At 63.8% G+C, this 16500-nt stretch carries 15 protein-coding genes; 8 read left to right on the plus strand and 7 right to left on the minus strand.

Annotation, left to right across the window (positions count from 1 at the left end; all coding sequences use genetic code 11):
* The first annotated feature begins 45 nt into the window (after positions 1–45).
* From dxr to map, 5 genes are all read left to right on the plus strand, one after another.
* On the plus strand, positions 46–1197 hold the full coding sequence (gene dxr, locus M3G19_RS07660; RefSeq protein ID WP_259902025.1) for a 1-deoxy-D-xylulose-5-phosphate reductoisomerase: 1152 nt from the start codon (positions 46–48) through the stop codon (positions 1195–1197).
* A gap of 21 nt (positions 1198–1218) precedes the next feature.
* Positions 1219–2430 (plus strand): RIP metalloprotease, encoded by a 1212-nt coding sequence (locus tag M3G19_RS07665; protein ID WP_259902026.1) that lies wholly within the window; start codon positions 1219–1221, stop codon positions 2428–2430.
* Positions 2431–2466: 36 nt separating this feature from the next.
* Positions 2467–3630, plus strand: a complete 1164-nt coding sequence (gene ispG, locus M3G19_RS07670) for a flavodoxin-dependent (E)-4-hydroxy-3-methylbut-2-enyl-diphosphate synthase (RefSeq protein ID WP_210571765.1) — start codon at positions 2467–2469, stop codon at positions 3628–3630.
* A gap of 62 nt (positions 3631–3692) precedes the next feature.
* Positions 3693–5519: a penicillin-binding transpeptidase domain-containing protein gene (locus M3G19_RS07675; RefSeq protein ID WP_259902027.1), complete on the plus strand. Its 1827-nt coding sequence runs from the start codon at positions 3693–3695 to the stop codon at positions 5517–5519.
* Between the two features lie 28 nt (positions 5520–5547).
* A complete protein-coding gene (gene map / locus M3G19_RS07680) occupies positions 5548–6420 on the plus strand; it encodes a type I methionyl aminopeptidase (protein ID WP_259902028.1) in 873 nt (290 codons plus the stop codon).
* Here map and M3G19_RS07685 read toward each other — a convergent pair.
* From M3G19_RS07685 to M3G19_RS07705, 5 genes are all read right to left on the minus strand, one after another.
* The gene (locus M3G19_RS07685) at positions 6417–7511 is read right to left on the minus strand and encodes an HNH endonuclease signature motif containing protein (RefSeq protein WP_259902029.1); all 1095 of its coding nucleotides are present in this window, start codon (positions 7509–7511) and stop codon (positions 6417–6419) included. The two genes, map and M3G19_RS07685, sit on opposite strands and share 4 nt — an antisense overlap.
* A gap of 148 nt (positions 7512–7659) precedes the next feature.
* Entirely contained in the window at positions 7660–8082 is a 423-nt protein-coding gene (locus M3G19_RS07690; RefSeq protein ID WP_259902030.1) for a hypothetical protein, read from the minus strand.
* Positions 8083–8130: 48 nt separating this feature from the next.
* Positions 8131–8499 carry a hypothetical protein gene (locus tag M3G19_RS07695; protein ID WP_259902031.1) on the minus strand — a complete coding sequence of 123 codons (369 nt, stop codon included), beginning with the start codon at positions 8497–8499 and terminating at the stop codon, positions 8131–8133.
* Between the two features lie 224 nt (positions 8500–8723).
* On the minus strand, positions 8724–10112 hold the full coding sequence (gene mtr, locus M3G19_RS07700; protein ID WP_259902032.1) for a mycothione reductase: 1389 nt from the start codon (positions 10110–10112) through the stop codon (positions 8724–8726).
* A gap of 2 nt (positions 10113–10114) precedes the next feature.
* Positions 10115–11122 (minus strand): alpha/beta hydrolase, encoded by a 1008-nt coding sequence (locus tag M3G19_RS07705; RefSeq protein WP_311198344.1) that lies wholly within the window; start codon positions 11120–11122, stop codon positions 10115–10117.
* A gap of 195 nt (positions 11123–11317) precedes the next feature.
* Between M3G19_RS07705 and mqo the strand changes: the two genes are divergently transcribed.
* Positions 11318–12829, plus strand: coding sequence for a malate dehydrogenase (quinone) (gene mqo, locus M3G19_RS07710; RefSeq protein ID WP_259902034.1), 1512 nt, complete (start codon positions 11318–11320; stop codon positions 12827–12829).
* On the opposite strand, the gene M3G19_RS07715 is transcribed toward mqo, so the two are convergent.
* Positions 12830–14032, minus strand: coding sequence for a protein adenylyltransferase SelO family protein (locus tag M3G19_RS07715; RefSeq protein ID WP_396121768.1), 1203 nt, complete (start codon positions 14030–14032; stop codon positions 12830–12832).
* 25 nt (positions 14033–14057) lie between these two features.
* Here M3G19_RS07715 and cobA point away from each other — a divergent pair, with 25 nt between their 5' ends.
* Together cobA and M3G19_RS07725 are read left to right on the plus strand one after the other, a co-directional pair.
* Positions 14058–14792 (plus strand): uroporphyrinogen-III C-methyltransferase, encoded by a 735-nt coding sequence (gene cobA / locus M3G19_RS07720; protein ID WP_259902036.1) that lies wholly within the window; start codon positions 14058–14060, stop codon positions 14790–14792.
* Positions 14776–15726 (plus strand): class I SAM-dependent methyltransferase, encoded by a 951-nt coding sequence (locus M3G19_RS07725; protein ID WP_259902037.1) that lies wholly within the window; start codon positions 14776–14778, stop codon positions 15724–15726. Before cobA ends, M3G19_RS07725 begins: the two co-directional genes overlap by 17 nt.
* On the opposite strand, the gene M3G19_RS07730 is transcribed toward M3G19_RS07725, so the two are convergent.
* Positions 15723–16457 carry an NAD-dependent deacylase gene (locus M3G19_RS07730; protein WP_396121769.1) on the minus strand — a complete coding sequence of 245 codons (735 nt, stop codon included), beginning with the start codon at positions 16455–16457 and terminating at the stop codon, positions 15723–15725. The two genes, M3G19_RS07725 and M3G19_RS07730, sit on opposite strands and share 4 nt — an antisense overlap.
* Positions 16458–16500 lie beyond the last annotated feature (43 nt).

Genomic DNA, 16500 nt, shown 5'->3' on the forward strand with positions numbered 1-16500 from the left:
TTGACCCCGCCAAGAAGCCCGTGCGGTGTGTGTGAGAATAGAGCGGTGCGAAAAGTTCTCATCTTGGGGTCCACTGGGTCAATTGGTACGCAGGCGTTGGAGGTCATCGCCGCGGCGCCGGAGCAATTCGAGGTCGTCGGCATCGCTGCCGGGGGTTCGGACCCGCAGGCTGTCATCGCCCAGGCGAAGAGGTGGGGGCTGAAGGGGGATCAGGTGGGCGTCGCTAAGCAATCTGCGTCTGCTGTTGTCGCGGAAGCTCTCGGTGAGCCTGTGCGCGCGGGCGAGCACGCGGCCGAGGAGCTCGTGCGCGACATTGATGCGGACGTGGTGCTCAACGCGCTCGTCGGCTCGCTGGGGCTCGCGTCGACGCTGGCAACGCTCGACCGCGGCGCGGTGCTCGCACTCGCGAACAAGGAATCCCTCGTTGCCGGCGGCGACCTGGTCACCGCGAAAGGCGGCGACATCGTGCCCGTCGACTCCGAGCACTCCGCGATGGCGCAATGCCTGCGGGCAGGACGCGCAGACGACGTCGACCGCTACGTGCTCACCGCGTCCGGCGGGCCGTTCCGCGGCTGGACCCGCGAGCAAATGTGGGGCGTCACCCCCGCGCAAGCCGCCGCGCACCCGACGTGGTCGATGGGCCAGATGAACACCCTGAACTCCGCGACGATGATCAACAAAGGCCTCGAACTCATCGAAGCAACCCTGCTGTTCGGTATCTCCCCGGACATCATCGACGTCGTCGTCCACCCGCAGTCGATCGTGCACTCGATGGTGACGTTCAACGACGGCGCCACGATTGCGCAAGCCTCGCCGCCGTCGATGAAGATGCCGATCGCGCACGCGCTCGCGTGGCCTGGGCGCGTCGCGGGCGCGCAACCGGCGCTCGACTTCCGTGACGCGATGGACTGGCGCTTCGAGCCTCTCGACGAGGCGGCGTTTCCTGCGGTGCGTCTCGCACGCGAGGTCGCGGCGGCGCGCGGCACCTACCCGGCGGTGTACAACGCGGCCAACGAGGAAGCCGCGGCGGCGTTCCTCTCGGGGCGGATCCGCTTCCCGCAGATCGTCGACATCGTGGCTGAGGTGCTCGATTCGGCGTCGTCGTACGCAGTGGTACCGTCTTCCTTCGACGAAATCGTGGGCGTCGAAACCCAGGCCCGGCAGCGCGCCAATTCGCTTATCGACGCCACCTCCTAACCCCAGGAAGGCCACACCCCCATGGGAGCATTTGTATTAGGCATCGTGCTCTTCGCCGTGTGCATCGCTTTGTCGATCGCGCTGCACGAGGCCGGGCATATGCTCACCGCAAAGGCGTTCGGAATGCGCGTGCGGCGGTTCTTCCTGGGCTTCGGCCCGACGCTTGCGTCCACGAAAAAAGGCGAGACTGAATACGGTATTGCGGCGCTCCCTTTCGGAGGGTTCTGCGATATCGCCGGCATGACCGCGATGGACGATTTGAGCGCCGAGGAAGAGCCCCATGCCATGTACCGCAAGCCGTGGTGGCAGCGCGTGGCGGTGATGAGCGGCGGCATCGTGATGAACCTACTGCTCGGCTTCATGGTCATCTACCTGTTAGCCGTGAGCTCTGGGATCCCAAACCCGTACGCCGATCGCACCCCGACCGTCGGCGAGCTGACCTGCACCTCCGACCAGGTCGACGAGACGAACGTCGCGGACTGCACCGGTGACGGTCCTGCCGCCGCGGCTGGGGTGCGCGCAGGCGACCGTATTCTCACCGTCGACGGGGAGGAGCTGGAGTCGTTCGTTCAGCTACGCGACTACGTTCTCGCCCGTCCTGGCGACACCGTTGTCCTTGGTGTGGAGCGTGGCACGGAGAGCCTCGACATCCCGGTAGAGCTCGATGAAGTCGTCCGCTTCGGCGCTGACGGCCAGCCGTTCACAGCGGGTGCGATCGGCATGGGGAACGCACCGGTTGCCGACGCCATGAAGCGCTTCGGACCGGTCGAAGCAGTGCCGGCGGCGGGGCGTTTGTCGGGGGAGATGATCTCGGCGAGCGTCAAGGGATTGGCGGCGTTTCCGGGCAAGATCCCGGGCGTGGTCTCCGCGATTTTCGGTGGCGAGCGCGATACCGAAGGCCCGATCAGCGTCGTCGGCGCATCCCGCGCGGGCGGCGAATTGGCGGAGCGCAACCAGTGGGCGATCTTCTTCTCGCTGCTGGCCTCCCTGAACTTCTTCCTGGCGCTGTTCAATCTCGTTCCGCTTCCGCCTCTGGACGGCGGTCACATCGCCGTCGTCCTCTACGAAGCCGTCCGGGACCGGATCCGCCGGCTGCGCGGCCTACCGCCGGGCGGACCCGTGAATTACGAGAAGCTCATGCCGCTGACCTACGCCATGGCGGCGCTACTGCTGGGGGTGGGCGTGCTCGTGATCATCGCGGACGTGACTAACCCGGTCCGATTGTTCGGGTAGCGCGCGTGGTTTGCGTGCGGTGTTAATCTTGGGGCTATGAATCAACCTATCGGTTTGGGCATTCCGGAAGGGCCGCCGCCGACGCTGGCCCCGCGTCGTAAAACCCGCCAGCTGTTCGTCGGTGACGTGGGGGTCGGGTCCGATCACCCGATCTCCGTGCAGTCGATGACGACGACGAAGACGCACGACATCAACGCCACCTTGCAGCAGATCGCGCAGTTGACGGCGACCGGCTGCGATATCGTGCGCGTGGCGTGCCCGAAGACGGTGGATGCGGAGGCGCTGCCGGCGATCGCGAAGAAGTCGCCGATCCCGGTCATCGCGGACATTCACTTCCAGCCGAAGTACATTTTCGCCGCGATTGACGCCGGCTGCGCTGCCGTGCGCGTCAACCCGGGCAATATCAAGGAATTCGACGGTCGCGTCAAGGAGGTCGCGAAGGCAGCTGGTGACGCGGGCATCCCGATCCGCATCGGCGTCAACGGCGGCTCCCTGGATAAGCGCCTGCTGGAGAAGTACGGCAAGGCGACGCCGGAGGCGCTCGTCGAGTCCGCGATCTGGGAGGCCGGCTTGTTCGAGGAGCACGGCTTCGGCGATATCGCGATCTCGGTGAAGCACTCCGACCCGGTGCTGATGGTCGAGGCGTACCGCCAGCTCGCCGCGAAGACGGACTACCCGCTGCACCTCGGCGTGACGGAGGCGGGCCCGAAGTTCATGGGCACGATCAAGTCGTCGGTCGCGTTCGGCGCGCTGCTCGCTGAGGGCATTGGCGACACCATCCGCGTGTCCCTGTCTGCGGACCCGGTGGAGGAGATCAAGGTCGGCGACCAGATCCTCCAGTCGCTGAATTTGCGTCCGCGCAAGCTGGAGATCGTTTCCTGCCCGTCGTGCGGTCGCGCACAGGTGGACGTGTACAAGCTCGCGGAGGAAGTCACCGCGGGCCTGGAGGGCATGGAGTACCCGCTTCGCGTCGCGGTGATGGGCTGCGTCGTCAACGGCCCGGGTGAGGCGCGCGACGCAGACCTCGGTGTGGCGTCGGGCAACGGCAAGGGCCAGATCTTCGTCAAGGGCGAGGTCGTGGAGACCGTCCCGGAGTCGAAGATTGTGGAGACGCTCATCGCGCACGCAGAGCGCATCGCGGAAGAGGAAGGCCTCGAGGAGATCGAGGGTGCTCGCGCGGAGGTCAAGGTTACAAAGTAGAACGGGCGGGTTCTGAGAGTGGCAGCGTCGATAAGCATGTCGGCGCTGCTATTTTTACGGCCATGAAATCCAGGCTTTCGGTGCTGCTCATGGTCGTCGCGGTCGCGTTGGGCGCGGTGGCGTGCACGCCGAAACCGAATCCCGCGGAGCCCGTCGCGGAGGAATTCTTGGACGCGTTGGCGCGCTTCGATTACGAGCACATCAGCACGCTTATCGACGACCCCGCCACCGCCTCCGATTCCCTGTCTTCTTCCATCGGCGGCATGCAGGCAGAAGCGGTCACGGCGACTCTGAATTCGGTCGACCAGCAGGAAAACCTGGCCACCGCGCACTACACGCTGGACTGGGCGCTGCCGCGCGACCGCCATGTGCGTTACGACGCGTCGATGACCTTGACACAGCAGAACGAGGATTGGACGGTGCGGTGGCAGCCGTCGATTCTGCACCCGCGGTTGGGCGCGAACCAGCATCTGGAGTTGCGGACGGTGCCGGCGGATCAGGCGAGCGTCGTGTCGTCGGACGGTGTGGCGCTGCTGAGCCCGGGGGTTGCGTACCGTCTGCTCGTGGACACGAATGCGGTGGGGGATAAGGCGAATACAGCTGCATCGATTGCGAATGCGCTCGGTGCCGCGCACGAGCAGGATCCGTCGGTGCCGATGCGTGATGCGGGAGAGCTAGAAAAACAGCTTGACGACGCCACCGGCGTCTTCTCCGTCGCCATGATTCCCCAAGGAGCACGCGAATCCGTCGAAGGAGCCGTCGGGGGATTGAAGGGCGTGCGCCTCAACGAGGAAGCGTCCATGGTCGCTGACGATCCGCACTTCGCGCCCGACATCATGGCGCGCATCGGCGAGGAAGTCCGCACTGATCTTGAAGGCGATGCCGGATGGAAGGTCGCCATCGTCAACGAGAACGGCAACGAGCTCGAAGACATCGAGCGCCACGATGCGACGCCGTCGCCGTCCATCACCGTCAGTCTCTCCCATAAGGTGCAGACCGCTGCTGAGAAGGCCCTCGAGCCCATCAACGGGCAGAAAGCCATGATCGTGGCAATCCGGCCTTCTAGTGGCGAGATTCTCGCAGTCGCCCAGACCAAAGCCGCGGATGAAGACGGCAACACAGCCATGATGGGGCAGTACCCGCCGGGGTCGACGTTCAAGATTTTGACGGCGTTCGCGGGCGTCGATAAGCAAGGCCTTTCTTCTGAAGCGATCGTGCCGTGCCCTGGAACCATGGATATCTACGGCCGAACCGTGACCAACTACGCGGGCTTCGGCATGGGAAGCGTCCCGCTCGAAACCGCTTTCGCGCGGTCGTGCAACACCACCTTCGCCGACATCTCGACGAAACTCGCCCCGGGTGAATTGAAGGACGTGGGCAAGCAATTCGGCCTCGGCGTCGACTACGAGATCGCCGGCCTCGACTCTTTGACCGGATCCATTCCCGACGGGGAAGAACCCCTTGACCGCACCGAAGCAGGCTACGGCCAGGGCCTCGACTTGGCGAGCCCCTTTGGGATGGCGCTGGTGTCGGCAACCGCCGCGAACGGATCCACCCCGATGCCGTATCTCATCTCCGGACGCGAGACGAAGCCCAGCGAAGAACTTCCCGCTCCCAACCCCCACGCGATCGAGGAGCTGCGCGGCATGATGAAAGCCGTCACCAGTCCCGGCGGTACCGCCTCCGGCTTCGGCGCTGGCGGCGACATCCGCGGCAAGACCGGTGAAGCGGAGATCAACGGAGGTTCCCATTCGTGGTTCACCGGCTACCGCGATGATGACATCGCATTCGCCACCCTCATCGTCCTCGGCGGGGGATCCGAGGCTGCTGTTGCCGTCACCGACACAATGCTGCGGAATATCGACGAGGCCGGTGCCCCGAAGCAATAGCCCGGAACCGGGGACTAGCATGGTCCGCATGAACACTCGCGGAAAACTGACCCCCGGTAAGCCCACTCCGATTCGCACCGTGCCCGATAGCATCGAGCGCCCCGAATACGCGTGGAAGGACGAGGTCCAGGAGAATATCGGTGAGCCGCTGATTCAGACGGCGGAGACCATCGAGAAGATGCGTGAGGCGTCCCGGATTGCTGCGAATGCTCTTGAGGCTGCCGGCGCCGCTGTCGCCCCCGGCGTGACCACCGACGAGATCGATCGCATCGCCCACGAGTACATGCTCGACCACGGCGCCTACCCGTCGACGCTCGGATACCGTGGGTTTGAGAAGTCCTGCTGCACCTCTCTCAACGAGATCGTCTGCCACGGCATCCCCGACACCACCGTCATCCAGGACGGCGATATCTGCAATATCGACGTCACCGCCTACAAGAACGGCGTCCACGGCGACACCAACGCGACCTTCCTCGCCGGCGACGTCGCAGAAGAGAACCGCCTGCTTGTTGAGCGCACTAAGGAAGCGACCATGCGCGGCATCCGCGCTGCCAAGCCCGGCCGCCAAATCAACGTGATCGGCCGCGTGATCGAGTCGTACGCGAAGCGCTTCGGGTACAACGTCGTCACCGACTTCACCGGTCACGGCGTGGGAACGACCTTCCACAACGGGCTCGTCGTCCTGCACTATGATTCCGACGCCTACACCGACGTCCTCGAGCCCGGTATGACGCTCACCGTCGAGCCGATGATCAATATCGGGTCCCTCGACTACGACATCTGGGACGACGGCTGGACCGTCCAAAACCGCGACGGCGAATACACCGCCCAGTTCGAGCACACCATCGTCATCACCGACGACGGCAACGAGATCCTCACGATCCCGGATTCCCAGCGCTAGTTTCCGAATAGAAGACTCATCGCGCCGAACGGGTGGACTTTATTGTCCACCGTGAATCCCCGCGGGGACCGCCAGACAGGTCTGCCCCTGATATTCACGACCTTGCCGCGGTGACGATTCTTCGGATCATCGTCGTTAGTGCGGTTGTGGTACCTGCACAGCGGCGCCAGATTCGACATATTCGTCTGACCGCCGCGCGACCACGCCGTGATGTGGTGGACTTCGCAGTTATCGGAGGCATGGCGGCAGTCGGGGACAGGACACGTCGATAAGCTTGCTCGGGCGAGATCGCGCTGTTTCTTGTTAGCGAAACGGCTCGTGCGGTACAGATTCACGGCACCTTCCTGCGGGTGGAACATGGCTACCTCGAGGTCGGTGCCGTGATACTTGGCCAGGTAGTCCGCCCCCGTGATCGTCGTGCCGTCGCTGAGACCGAGGATGGTCTCGTCGCCATCGCCGTTGATGATGTTGAGGTAGTCCGGCAGCGGGATCAGCACCAGCGGCCGCGGCACAGCCGGCGCGGCGGGCGTTGTCGTTTCCGTCTCGGCGTCGGGCCGCAACCCCAGCATGGCCATGAGCGTCTCGAGCATCTGCGGGCCCGCCGGACCGTCCGACGAGATACGCTTCCGCAACGCGTATTCCAGCGCCGCCATGTCCTTCTCGGTGCCCATCGCGGTGAGTGGACGCATGCCATCGCGGGTTTTACCGAAGCCCATCGTCTTCTTAGGCTTCGGCTTCTCCTTCTCGGGGACGATTTCCGCTGCCTTTCGCTTCAGAGCGTCGCAGCGGCCCCGGATGCCCAACAGTTTTAGCCGCAGCTGCCATTTTTCGCGTTCGTCGGTGATGTGTTTGATGCGCGATTCAATGGCCCAGAGCTTGTCCGCCGTGAACTCCGCCGACCGAGCGGCGTGCGCGGCATGCCGTTGCTGGCGCGCCCACTTCGTCGGAGCCAGGTACACGTTGTGAATGGTTTCCCATTGTTTCACCGTCGACCGGTCGAGCCCCGCGTCGAGAGCTTCCTGGGCATCGAAGTGCTCCAGGAAGTCGAGCGGGGCCTTCAGCGCTCCAAGCATCGCGGTGAATTGGTTCATGGTTTTCAACCTAGACACAGCCAAGGGCGCTGCGAAAGAGCATGTCTACTGAAGTGCGCAGCCGCGGGGGTGGAAGCGGGGGTAGCGCTAAAGAACGCAATAAAAAAGACCGCCCGAAGGCGGTCTTTTCGGTTGAAAACCGTGTCCCTTACTTGAGGGTCATGGTCTTCCAGTCAATCTGCGGCAGGTAGCCGTTGTAAAGAGCCCAGTTGGCAGCACCGATGACGCCACCGATGATGGTGGCGAGGGCGAACCAGTCGATGCCATCGCTCCAGAGGCGGGCCCACTGCGGAGTGTTCTCATCTTCCTTGTAGGTTTCCTTGCCCCAAACGTCGCGAACGTCGGCATCCGTGTCAGCGTCGGTGGCGTCACCAACGGCCTCGAGGCCGGGCTTCTCGCCGATCTTACCGATCAGATCCTTGATCGGGGTATCGCCGTCCTGGCTCGAGCCGGAGGTGAAAGATCCACGGGACTCGTCCGGCTGCGGAGCAGCGGTAGCGACTGCGGTGCCGCCGAAAGCAACGGCGGAGGCGGTGACTGCAGCGAGAGCTGCGTTGCGGAACTTGCGCATGATGTTTCCTTACTTTGCTGTTTGAAGGTTACCGGCTTAGTTTCGCAATTACTGGGCGAACGGGCCGTATTTAATGAAGTTGTCGAGCGGTGCGAGAATGACGCCGAATGCTGCAACAGCGCCGAGGGCGACGGTGAGTCCGTAGAGAACCTTTGCCGGGGTGCCGACTTCATCCCAATTCTTGGAGGAGCCGAACAGGTCGCGGCCGTTGACCATGTAGGTGTCCGAGTCGCTGTGGTCGCCACCGATGCTCTCAAAAATGCGGGTGGAGGAGCTGCGCGGCTTGTCGCCACCCTGGTGCTGCTCGCTTGCGGACTCGTTGCCAACCGTCTCCTCAGCACCTGCGACGGCAGTGCCACCGAAGGTCAACGCCAGGGCGGTGGCGCCAGCGATGGCTGCGTTGCGGAAGTTGCGCATATTCACTGTTCCTTTTCAAATAGTTTGGTTCGGTGAACGGCGCTTCATGGATAATCACCGTTCGCTTTCGGGGGGATAGTCTAGCGCACCTCATCCTGATTTCCAGTTTCCGGCAACCTTTCCTCAAGGGAAAAGAATTATCTGCCGGGAACCTGGGAACGAGGTCTGCTATCTGGTTATTGTCAGCTGGGAGAACTTCGTTACAACAGAAACTGTGTTTTGTGTCACACTGCGGGAAATTCGAGGTCGAGGCCGAGGATCGCGTTCTCGGTGACTTCGGCTAGAGCAGGGTGGATCCAGTACTGCTTGCGCGCGACGTCGCGGAGGTCGAGGTCGAATGCCATGACGGTGATGAGCTGCTGGATCAGGGTGGATGCCTGCGGGCCCATGTAGTGAGCACCGAGGAGTCGGCCGGTCTGTTTGTCGGCGACGAGTTTGACCACGCTGTCCTGGTCCTCGAGGGCCCATCCGTATGCGACATCGCCGTAGTTCTGGATCTTGGTGGTCACATCAAAGCCGGCGTCGCGTGCTTCAGCTTCGGTCATGCCGACTGTTGCGAGCTGGGGGTAGGTGAACACGGCGGAGGGGACGTGCTCATGGGGCATCGGCACCATGTCTTGGGGGTTGAGAATGTTGTGGCGCACGGCGCGCAGCTCGGCGTTGGCGACGTGCTTGAGCATGTGGGGAGAAGAAACATCGCCCAGCGCCCAGACACCGTCGGCAGTCGTGCGGCCATGCTTATCGACGACCACCCGTCCCCGCTCATCCATCTCCACGCCCCCGGCTGACAGGTTCATTTGGTCGCCATTGGGGATGCGCCCGGTGGCGACGAGGAGGGCGGAGGAGGTGATGGCGGTGCCGTCGTCAAGCGTGAGCGTGACGCTGTTGTCGTCGTGGTTGGCGCTGGAAACAGTGCGCCCGATGTGCGTTTCGTAGCGGGGTGCGGCGAGCGCGTTGAAGCGGTCGTGGATGTCGTCGTCGAGGTGGCGCATGAGGGGCGAGCGGTTCACGATGCGCACGTGGGTGCCCAACGATTGGAAGATGTGGGCGAATTCCATGGCGATGAAGCCGCCGCCGAGAATCGTGATGGATTCTGGCTGTTCCGGCAGGCGCATGACGTCCTCGTTGGTGAGGTACGGGACGCCGGAATCGGCGATGACGGGCGGAATGAATGGCCGGGAGCCGGCGGCGATGACGATGGTGTCGCCGGTGATCTCCACATCCTTACCGTCAAGAGTCGTTGAGAGGGTTTTGGGGCCGGTGAACTGGGCGTGACCGTCGAAAAGCGTGATGTTGGGGCACTCGTCGCCGCGCCGGTACTCTTCGCCCCCGCGCGAGATGAGGTCGATGCGGCGGGAGAAGACGCGGTCGACGATCGCGGGCCAGTCGGCGCCCTCGAATGTCGTGTGGATGCCTAGGCGCTCGGAATTTGCGGCCGCGCGTGCAGTGTCTGCGGCGACGACGTACATCTTGGTCGGGATGCACCCGTTGTTGAGGCACGTGCCGCCAAACCGCGGGGCCTTATCGATGATGGCAATGGAAGCGTCGTCGAATTCCGGGGTGGGGAACGAGTTGCCGGAGCCGGAGCCGATGATGATGTAGTCGAAGTGCATGGTTAATTCTCCTGGTTGTCGAGCTCAGCGAGCCACGTGTCGGCGGCGTTGAAGGCGAGCTGGCGTGGGTGCGGCTGGGACAGGAAGACGTCGTGAAGCGCGCCCGGAATCGGCCGGGTCTCGTGCGCGGCCGTGGTCAGCTTCGGCGCCCAGCGTTGGATTTGCGCGACGTCGAGGACGGTGTCGGCGTTGTCCGCGGCGGGGGAGTACGGCTTGCCCAAATACGAGTGGGTCGAGCACATCGTGAGCGTGGGCACGCCAGCGTCCGTGTCATTGTGGAGCTGTTCTTGACCGCGCAGGACAGCGCCGAGCCATCCCATGTATTTGTCGTGGCCGCCGAGTCGCTTTTTCTCGGTGTCGAAGTCCCACGAACCGTTGCGCTCCTTATATATGGAGTCGCCGTACGTCGTCTCGCCCGAAATCGGCAATTTCAGGTTCGGCGCGAGTTTCGCACCAAGCTTGACGACGGGGCGCAGCACCCTCAACTGCCACCCCGGCACCTGCATGTCCACCCACGGGCTATTGAGGATCATTCCGTTGACGAGTGCGTGGGTGTCTTTGTCCGTGCGACGGAGGTGATCCAGCCACAGGGGCACGATGAGTCCGCCCGTCGAGTGCGCGAGCGGAATGACTCCGCCGTGCTTTTCCGCGATGAGCTTCGTTGCTTCGGTGAGCTCGTCGAAATAGGTGGCCATGTCGTTGGTGTGGTGCCAGCGCTGGCCGTCACAGTGCGCGCGGCCGCACTTGTGCAGATCGATCGCGTAGAACGGGTAGCCCTGTTCCGTGAAATGGTCCGCGACGTGCGTCTGGAAAAAGTAGTCGGACATGCCGTGCACCCACAGCAGCGCGGGCTTGTCTGTTTGGGGCTCGCGTGCTTTCACCAGCACCGCGACGTTGTCTCCTTCGCCCTCCGGGTCCGCGCCGAGGTGGAGAGTTACGTGTTGATAATTGTCGCCGAGTTCATCGGCGGACCAGTCCAGAGAGTCGATTTTCGGGGCTTCGTGATTCATGGCCCTCATCTTAGGTTCGGATTCAGGGGGTGGGCCATGTTCGGTGATCTGCGGGGCCGCGAAGCACCGTTTGTGGTTTTCGGGGGTGAGTTCCCGCCGTTTTTAGGTGTTTACTGGCCACGAGAAATAGCGTGGAATGATTAGAGTAAGCTTCATCAGCACTAGACGATTATCGGATCGAAGAGGTCATTGAAAGTGTCAACATCGTATTCGCAGGAAGCAGCTAGCACGAGGAACGGAGACGAGGTTGACGTTCTCCTGATCGGCGCCGGCATTATGAGCGCCACCCTCGGTGCCATGATTCGCCAGCTCGAGCCGGACTGGACGCAGTTGGTCTACGAGCGCCTCGACGGACCCGCGCAAGAATCCTCCTTCCCGTGGAATAACGCAGGTACTGGCCACTCCGCACTCTGCGAGCTGAACTACACCCCGGAGAAGAACGGTCGCATCGACGTCTCCAAGGCGCAGAACATCAACGAGAAATTCCAGGTCTCCCGCCAGTTCTGGTCCCAGCAGATCGAAGAAGGCGTGCTGACGGACCCGACAGAGTTCATCAACCCGGTCCCGCACGTCTCGTTCGCTCAGGGCGACGATCAGATCGATTACCTGCGCCGCCGCTACGACGCTCTGTCCGACAACTACATGTTCCCGGACATGAAGTTCACCGCCGACCGCGACGAATTCGCCGAGAAGCTGCCGCTGATGGCGCGCAATCGCGACTTCGACCGTGAGCGCGTGGCGATTTCCTGGACGGATGAAGGCACCGACGTCAACTACGGCGCACTGTCCACCCAGTTCTTCGAACACGCCAAGAAGGCCGGCACCGAGATCCGCTACGGTCACGAGGTCAAGAGCCTGAAGAAGAAGGGCAAGTTCTGGCACGTCACCGTCAAGAACCTGCACACGGGTGACACCAAGGTCACGCGAGCACGTTTCGTGTTCGTCGGCGCCGGCGGCTACGCGCTTGATCTGCTGCGCTCTGCGGGTGTCCCGGAGGTCCGCGGCTACGCCGGCTTCCCGATCTCGGGTGCATGGCTGCGCACCACCAACCCGGAGCTTGTTGAGCAGCACCAGGCCAAGGTCTACGGCAAGGCCAAGGTCGGCGCTCCGCCGATGTCTGTCCCGCACCTGGATCTGCGCGTCGTCGACGGTAAGCAGTCCCTGCTGTTCGGCCCGTTCGGCGGCTGGACCCCGAAGTTCCTGAAGGAAGGCTCGTACCTCGACCTGTTCAAGTCGATCCGCCCGGACAATATCCCGTCCTACCTGGGTGTGGCTGCAACGAATTTCGACCTGGTCAAGTACCTCGTCGAGGAAGTCCTCAAGTCCTTCGATAGCCGTGTCGACGACCTGCGCGAGTACATGCCGTCCGCTGACGGCAAGGACTGGGAGTCCGTGATCGCGGGCCAGCGTGTCCAGATCATCAAGCCGGCTGCTCCGCCGCACTTCGGCTCCCTGGAATTCGGTACCGCTCTGGTCAACGATCAGGACGGCTCCATCGCCGGCATCCTCGGCGCATCCCCGGGCGCATCGATTGCTCCGGCTGCGATGCTCGAGCTGCTCGAGCGCTGCTTCGGTGAGCGCATGATCGAATGGGGCCCGAAGCTGTACGACATGATCCCGACGTACGGCAAGTCCCTGAAGCGCCACCGCGACCTGTACGACCAGCAGTGGGACTACACGCAGCGCGTGCTTAAGCTGGACCGCTAATTAGGTTCCGCAGAACGTCGTAAAGGCGATATCGTCCTCAGGCTCGGCCATCCAGGCCGGGCCTGCTTCTGCGTTATAGGGGTCGGTGACTGCGGCGAGCAGCTCGCGGTACGCCTCGAGATCGCCTTTTTGCTCCGCGGCGGTGATGGCTGCCTCGAGCATCTGGTTGCGGGGCACGAAAAGCGGTCCTTCGTGGTGCTTACGGTTATACGTCGTGATGTCTTCGGCTCGGGCCAGGGCCTCTGGATCGGGAACGTGCTCGGCCCAGAGGTGATGCCACGTCGATTCCATACCGGCGAGGATGTCCTGCATGGCATCGATATCGCTGACCGGAAGCAAGGCTTCGGCCAGGTGCGACAGGTTCCACGCGATGATGTCGGGCTGATGGCCAAAGGCATAGCGCCTTTGAACGTCGATGGAGGAGAAGCATGCATCGACGCGGAAGCGTTCTGTGAAGGCGCAGGGGCCGTAGTCGATCGTCTGGCCGGATAGGGCAGTGTTGTCGGTGTTCATCACGCCGTGGACGAAGCCGAGGCGCAGCCACTGCGCGATGAGATCTAACTGGCGCTCCATGACGGTGCGCAACAACTCCTCCGGGGTATTGAACCCCGCGGCCGCCACGACGGAATCCACCAGGTCCGCAGACTGTGTCGCCGCGTACTGCACAGAGCCGACGCGCAGGTGGCTTGTCGCCACGCGGACCACTACGCCGCCGGGTACCGGGCCATGATGTCGCAGGACGGTCTCGCCGGTGGTCAACACCGCAAGCGACCGTGTCGTTGGAACACCGACCGCGTGCATGAACTCGCTGACAAGATACTCCCGCAACATCGGCCCGAGAGCACCGCGGCCATCCGAGCCCGGTTTTGAAAACGGCGTCGGCCCAGAGCCTTTGAGCTGAATCTCTACTCGTCCGTCTGGGGAGGGAAGATCGCCGAGGAGGAGGGCGCGGCCGTCGCCAAGCAATGGCACGAACTGGCCGAACTGGTGCCCTGCGTACGCTGTGGCGTGTCCGCCCTGTGCTCCCGTGAGCCAGCGGAGGCCGTCGTCGCTGCGCAGCCATTCGATATCGAGACCGAGCGATGCGGCGAGCGGCTCGTTGAGCACGACAAGCTGCGGGTCGGGGAAGTCGGCGCCGCGCGCTTCGAATGCCATGGACGGCAGCGCGTCGGCGAAGCTGTGGGCGAGTTTCGGTTCCGGCATGGGCACCACCCTAGACTCAGAAGCCATGAACGGAAGAGTGACTCTTGTCGGAGGCGGCCCCGGCGCGTGGGACCTGATCACGGTACGCGGTTTGCGCGCGCTGGAAGCGGCGGACGTGATTCTCACGGATCACCTGGGGCCGACGGATCAGCTTGCTGAGTTCCTGGACACGTCGGGCAAGGAGATCGTCGATGTGGCGAAGCTGCCGTACGCGAAGCAGGTCGCGCAGGAACGCATCAACGAGTTGATGGTCGCGCATGCCCGTACCGGCAAGCGCGTGGTGCGGCTTAAGGGCGGGGACCCGTACGTGTTCGGCCGCGGCTTCGAGGAGCTTCAGTCGTGCGCTTCTGCCGGCGTGCCGTGCGAGGTCGTGCCGGGCGTGACAAGCGCAGTGTCGGTTCCCGCGGCGGTCGGCGTCCCAGTCACGCAGCGCGGGGTCACCCACGCGTTCACCGTCGTTTCGGGGCATCTCGCACCGGATGATCCGCGTTCGCTCGTTGATTGGGAGGCGCTCGCGCGGGTGGGCGGCACCATCGTGGTCATCATGGGTGTGCGCCAGGCCCCGGCGATCGCGGAGACGTTGCAGCGCGTGCTGCCCGCCACGACGCCGGCCGCGGTCATCCAGGATGGGGAGACGGGCCGGCAGCGTGAGTTCCGCACCACGCTCGGAGCGCTCGCCGAGACCATGGCGTGCGAGAATGTGACCAACCCCGCGGTCTACGTCATCGGGGAGGTCGCAGGCCTTGCGCACGCTGGATAAACTCATCGTCGACGAAGCGCTTATCGACGCCACCGCCACCACCCTCATCTGCCACGACCCGTCCCTGGATCTCACTCGCACGGCTCTGGACGCAGGTGGACCGGTGGTGTTTTTGGATTCCGATTATGCGCGCAGCCAGCAGGCTGCTTCCCTCGGCGCTCAGATTGCCGGGGATGTGCGCTTGGACGAGTTCCTGGCCGGTGCGTCAGGCTCAGCTGTGGCCTTGGGTGAGATGCCGAAGTCGTTGGCCCGCCTGGACTACCTGGCACGCTCGATCGCCGGTGCCGGTTACGATGACGTGCGCGTGGTGCTCGGCGCGAATAACAAGCACCTCTCGCGCGGGATGAACGCGGTGCTCGCAGAATCTTTCACCGAAGTCGCGGCCTCGCGCGGTCGTGGCAAATTCCGTTGCCTGGTCGCCTCCGGTCCCCGTGACGTCACGTATACGCCCGCGCGCGGCGACGGCCTCGTCGCCGTCGGCGGCGTCTTCTCCGGCGCAAAGCCCGACCGCGGCGGTGAGCTACTGCGCTCCTGCCTGCCCGACGCGCCTGGCCGTCTACTGGATCTCGGCTGCGGCAACGGCTCGGTCACCCGCGGTCTTGAGGCCCAGGCGACCGACTCCGATGCTGATGCGGTGCTGTCTGCCCGCGCCATCGGCCTCGACGCAACGTGGGATGACGCGGGCTCCCAGCTTTCCGACGCCTCCTTCGACACCATCGCCCTCAACCCGCCATTCCACGACGGCACCACCGTCGACGCCACGTTGGTGCAGCATCTTCTCGATGCCTCCGTGCGCCTGCTCGCCCCCGGCGGTTCCCTCTACCTTGTGCACAATTCGCACCTGCGCTACCGCGGCGAGGTGGAACGACGTTTCGCCGCAGTCGAGCAGGTCGCCCGCGATAAGACCTTCACGGTCCTGCGCGCCTGGAACTAGCTAAAGAGTTTCGGGAGCGCATTGGCCGCCGTGTCTTCAATGACCACTTCAGCCAAATGCGACAGGTCAGTGCGCAGCGGGGTGACCTCAATGATCGGGATCTCGCGGGAGTGCGCGAGCAGCGGCAGACCGGCGGCGGGGTAGACCACGCCTGAGGTGCCGACGATCACCACCGCGTCCGCCGTCTGCATCCGACGCTCCGCTTCCTTCCACTCGGCCTCGGGGAGAGCTTCCCCAAACCACACCACGCCCGGTCGCACCGTTCCGTTGCACATGGGGCATGCCGGCGGGGTGATCTCAGCGACTGGCTGCTCGGGGAAGGAGATGGGGTGGGGGTACGGTTCGTCGCAAAGCGAACAACGGAATTCGAATAACGAACCGTGCAGGTGCACGACTTCCGTGCTTCCCGCCCTTTCGTGCAAATTGTCGATATTCTGCGTGGTCACCGTCGTCTTCGGCGAACGTGCGATGGCGATGTGCCCCGCGTTCGGCTCCGCCTGCTGTGCGAGACGCGCGCGCCACAGATACCACGCGAACATCGTGTCCGGATCGTCGTGCCACGCGTCAGTCGACGCCATGTCCTGCGGGTCCACGTTCTCCCACAGGCCCGTCTGCGCGTCGCGGTACGTGGCGATGCCGCTGTCCGCGCTCATGCCGGCGCCGGTGAAGACCTCGATGTGCGACGCGTTGGCGAGGATCTCCTGTGCGCGAGTGATACTCATACTCTCCAGGCTATCCACTCGGCTGTGCGCACGCGTTGCTGAAGAATGGGAG

Source organism: Corynebacterium sp. p3-SID1194 (assembly GCF_025144155.1).
In the GTDB taxonomy this organism is placed as follows: domain Bacteria; phylum Actinomycetota; class Actinomycetes; order Mycobacteriales; family Mycobacteriaceae; genus Corynebacterium.

Excerpts from the sequence above, each read along its gene's own strand:
- M3G19_RS07665 (WP_259902026.1), top strand. The coding sequence starts at position 1,219 with ATGGGAGCATTTGTATTAGGCATCGTGCTCTTCGCCGTGTGCATCGCT.
- ispG (WP_210571765.1), top strand. The coding sequence starts at position 2,467 with ATGAATCAACCTATCGGTTTGGGCATTCCGGAAGGGCCGCCGCCGACG.
- M3G19_RS07675 (WP_259902027.1), top strand. The coding sequence starts at position 3,693 with ATGAAATCCAGGCTTTCGGTGCTGCTCATGGTCGTCGCGGTCGCGTTG.
- map (WP_259902028.1), top strand. The coding sequence starts at position 5,548 with ATGAACACTCGCGGAAAACTGACCCCCGGTAAGCCCACTCCGATTCGC.
- M3G19_RS07685 (WP_259902029.1), bottom strand. The coding sequence starts at position 7,511 with ATGAACCAATTCACCGCGATGCTTGGAGCGCTGAAGGCCCCGCTCGAC.
- M3G19_RS07690 (WP_259902030.1), bottom strand. The coding sequence starts at position 8,082 with ATGCGCAAGTTCCGCAACGCAGCTCTCGCTGCAGTCACCGCCTCCGCC.
- M3G19_RS07695 (WP_259902031.1), bottom strand. The coding sequence starts at position 8,499 with ATGCGCAACTTCCGCAACGCAGCCATCGCTGGCGCCACCGCCCTGGCG.
- mtr (WP_259902032.1), bottom strand. The coding sequence starts at position 10,112 with ATGCACTTCGACTACATCATCATCGGCTCCGGCTCCGGCAACTCGTTC.
- M3G19_RS07705 (WP_311198344.1), bottom strand. The coding sequence starts at position 11,122 with ATGAATCACGAAGCCCCGAAAATCGACTCTCTGGACTGGTCCGCCGAT.
- M3G19_RS07715 (WP_396121768.1), bottom strand. The coding sequence starts at position 14,032 with ATGCCGGAACCGAAACTCGCCCACAGCTTCGCCGACGCGCTGCCGTCC.
- cobA (WP_259902036.1), top strand. The coding sequence starts at position 14,058 with ATGAACGGAAGAGTGACTCTTGTCGGAGGCGGCCCCGGCGCGTGGGAC.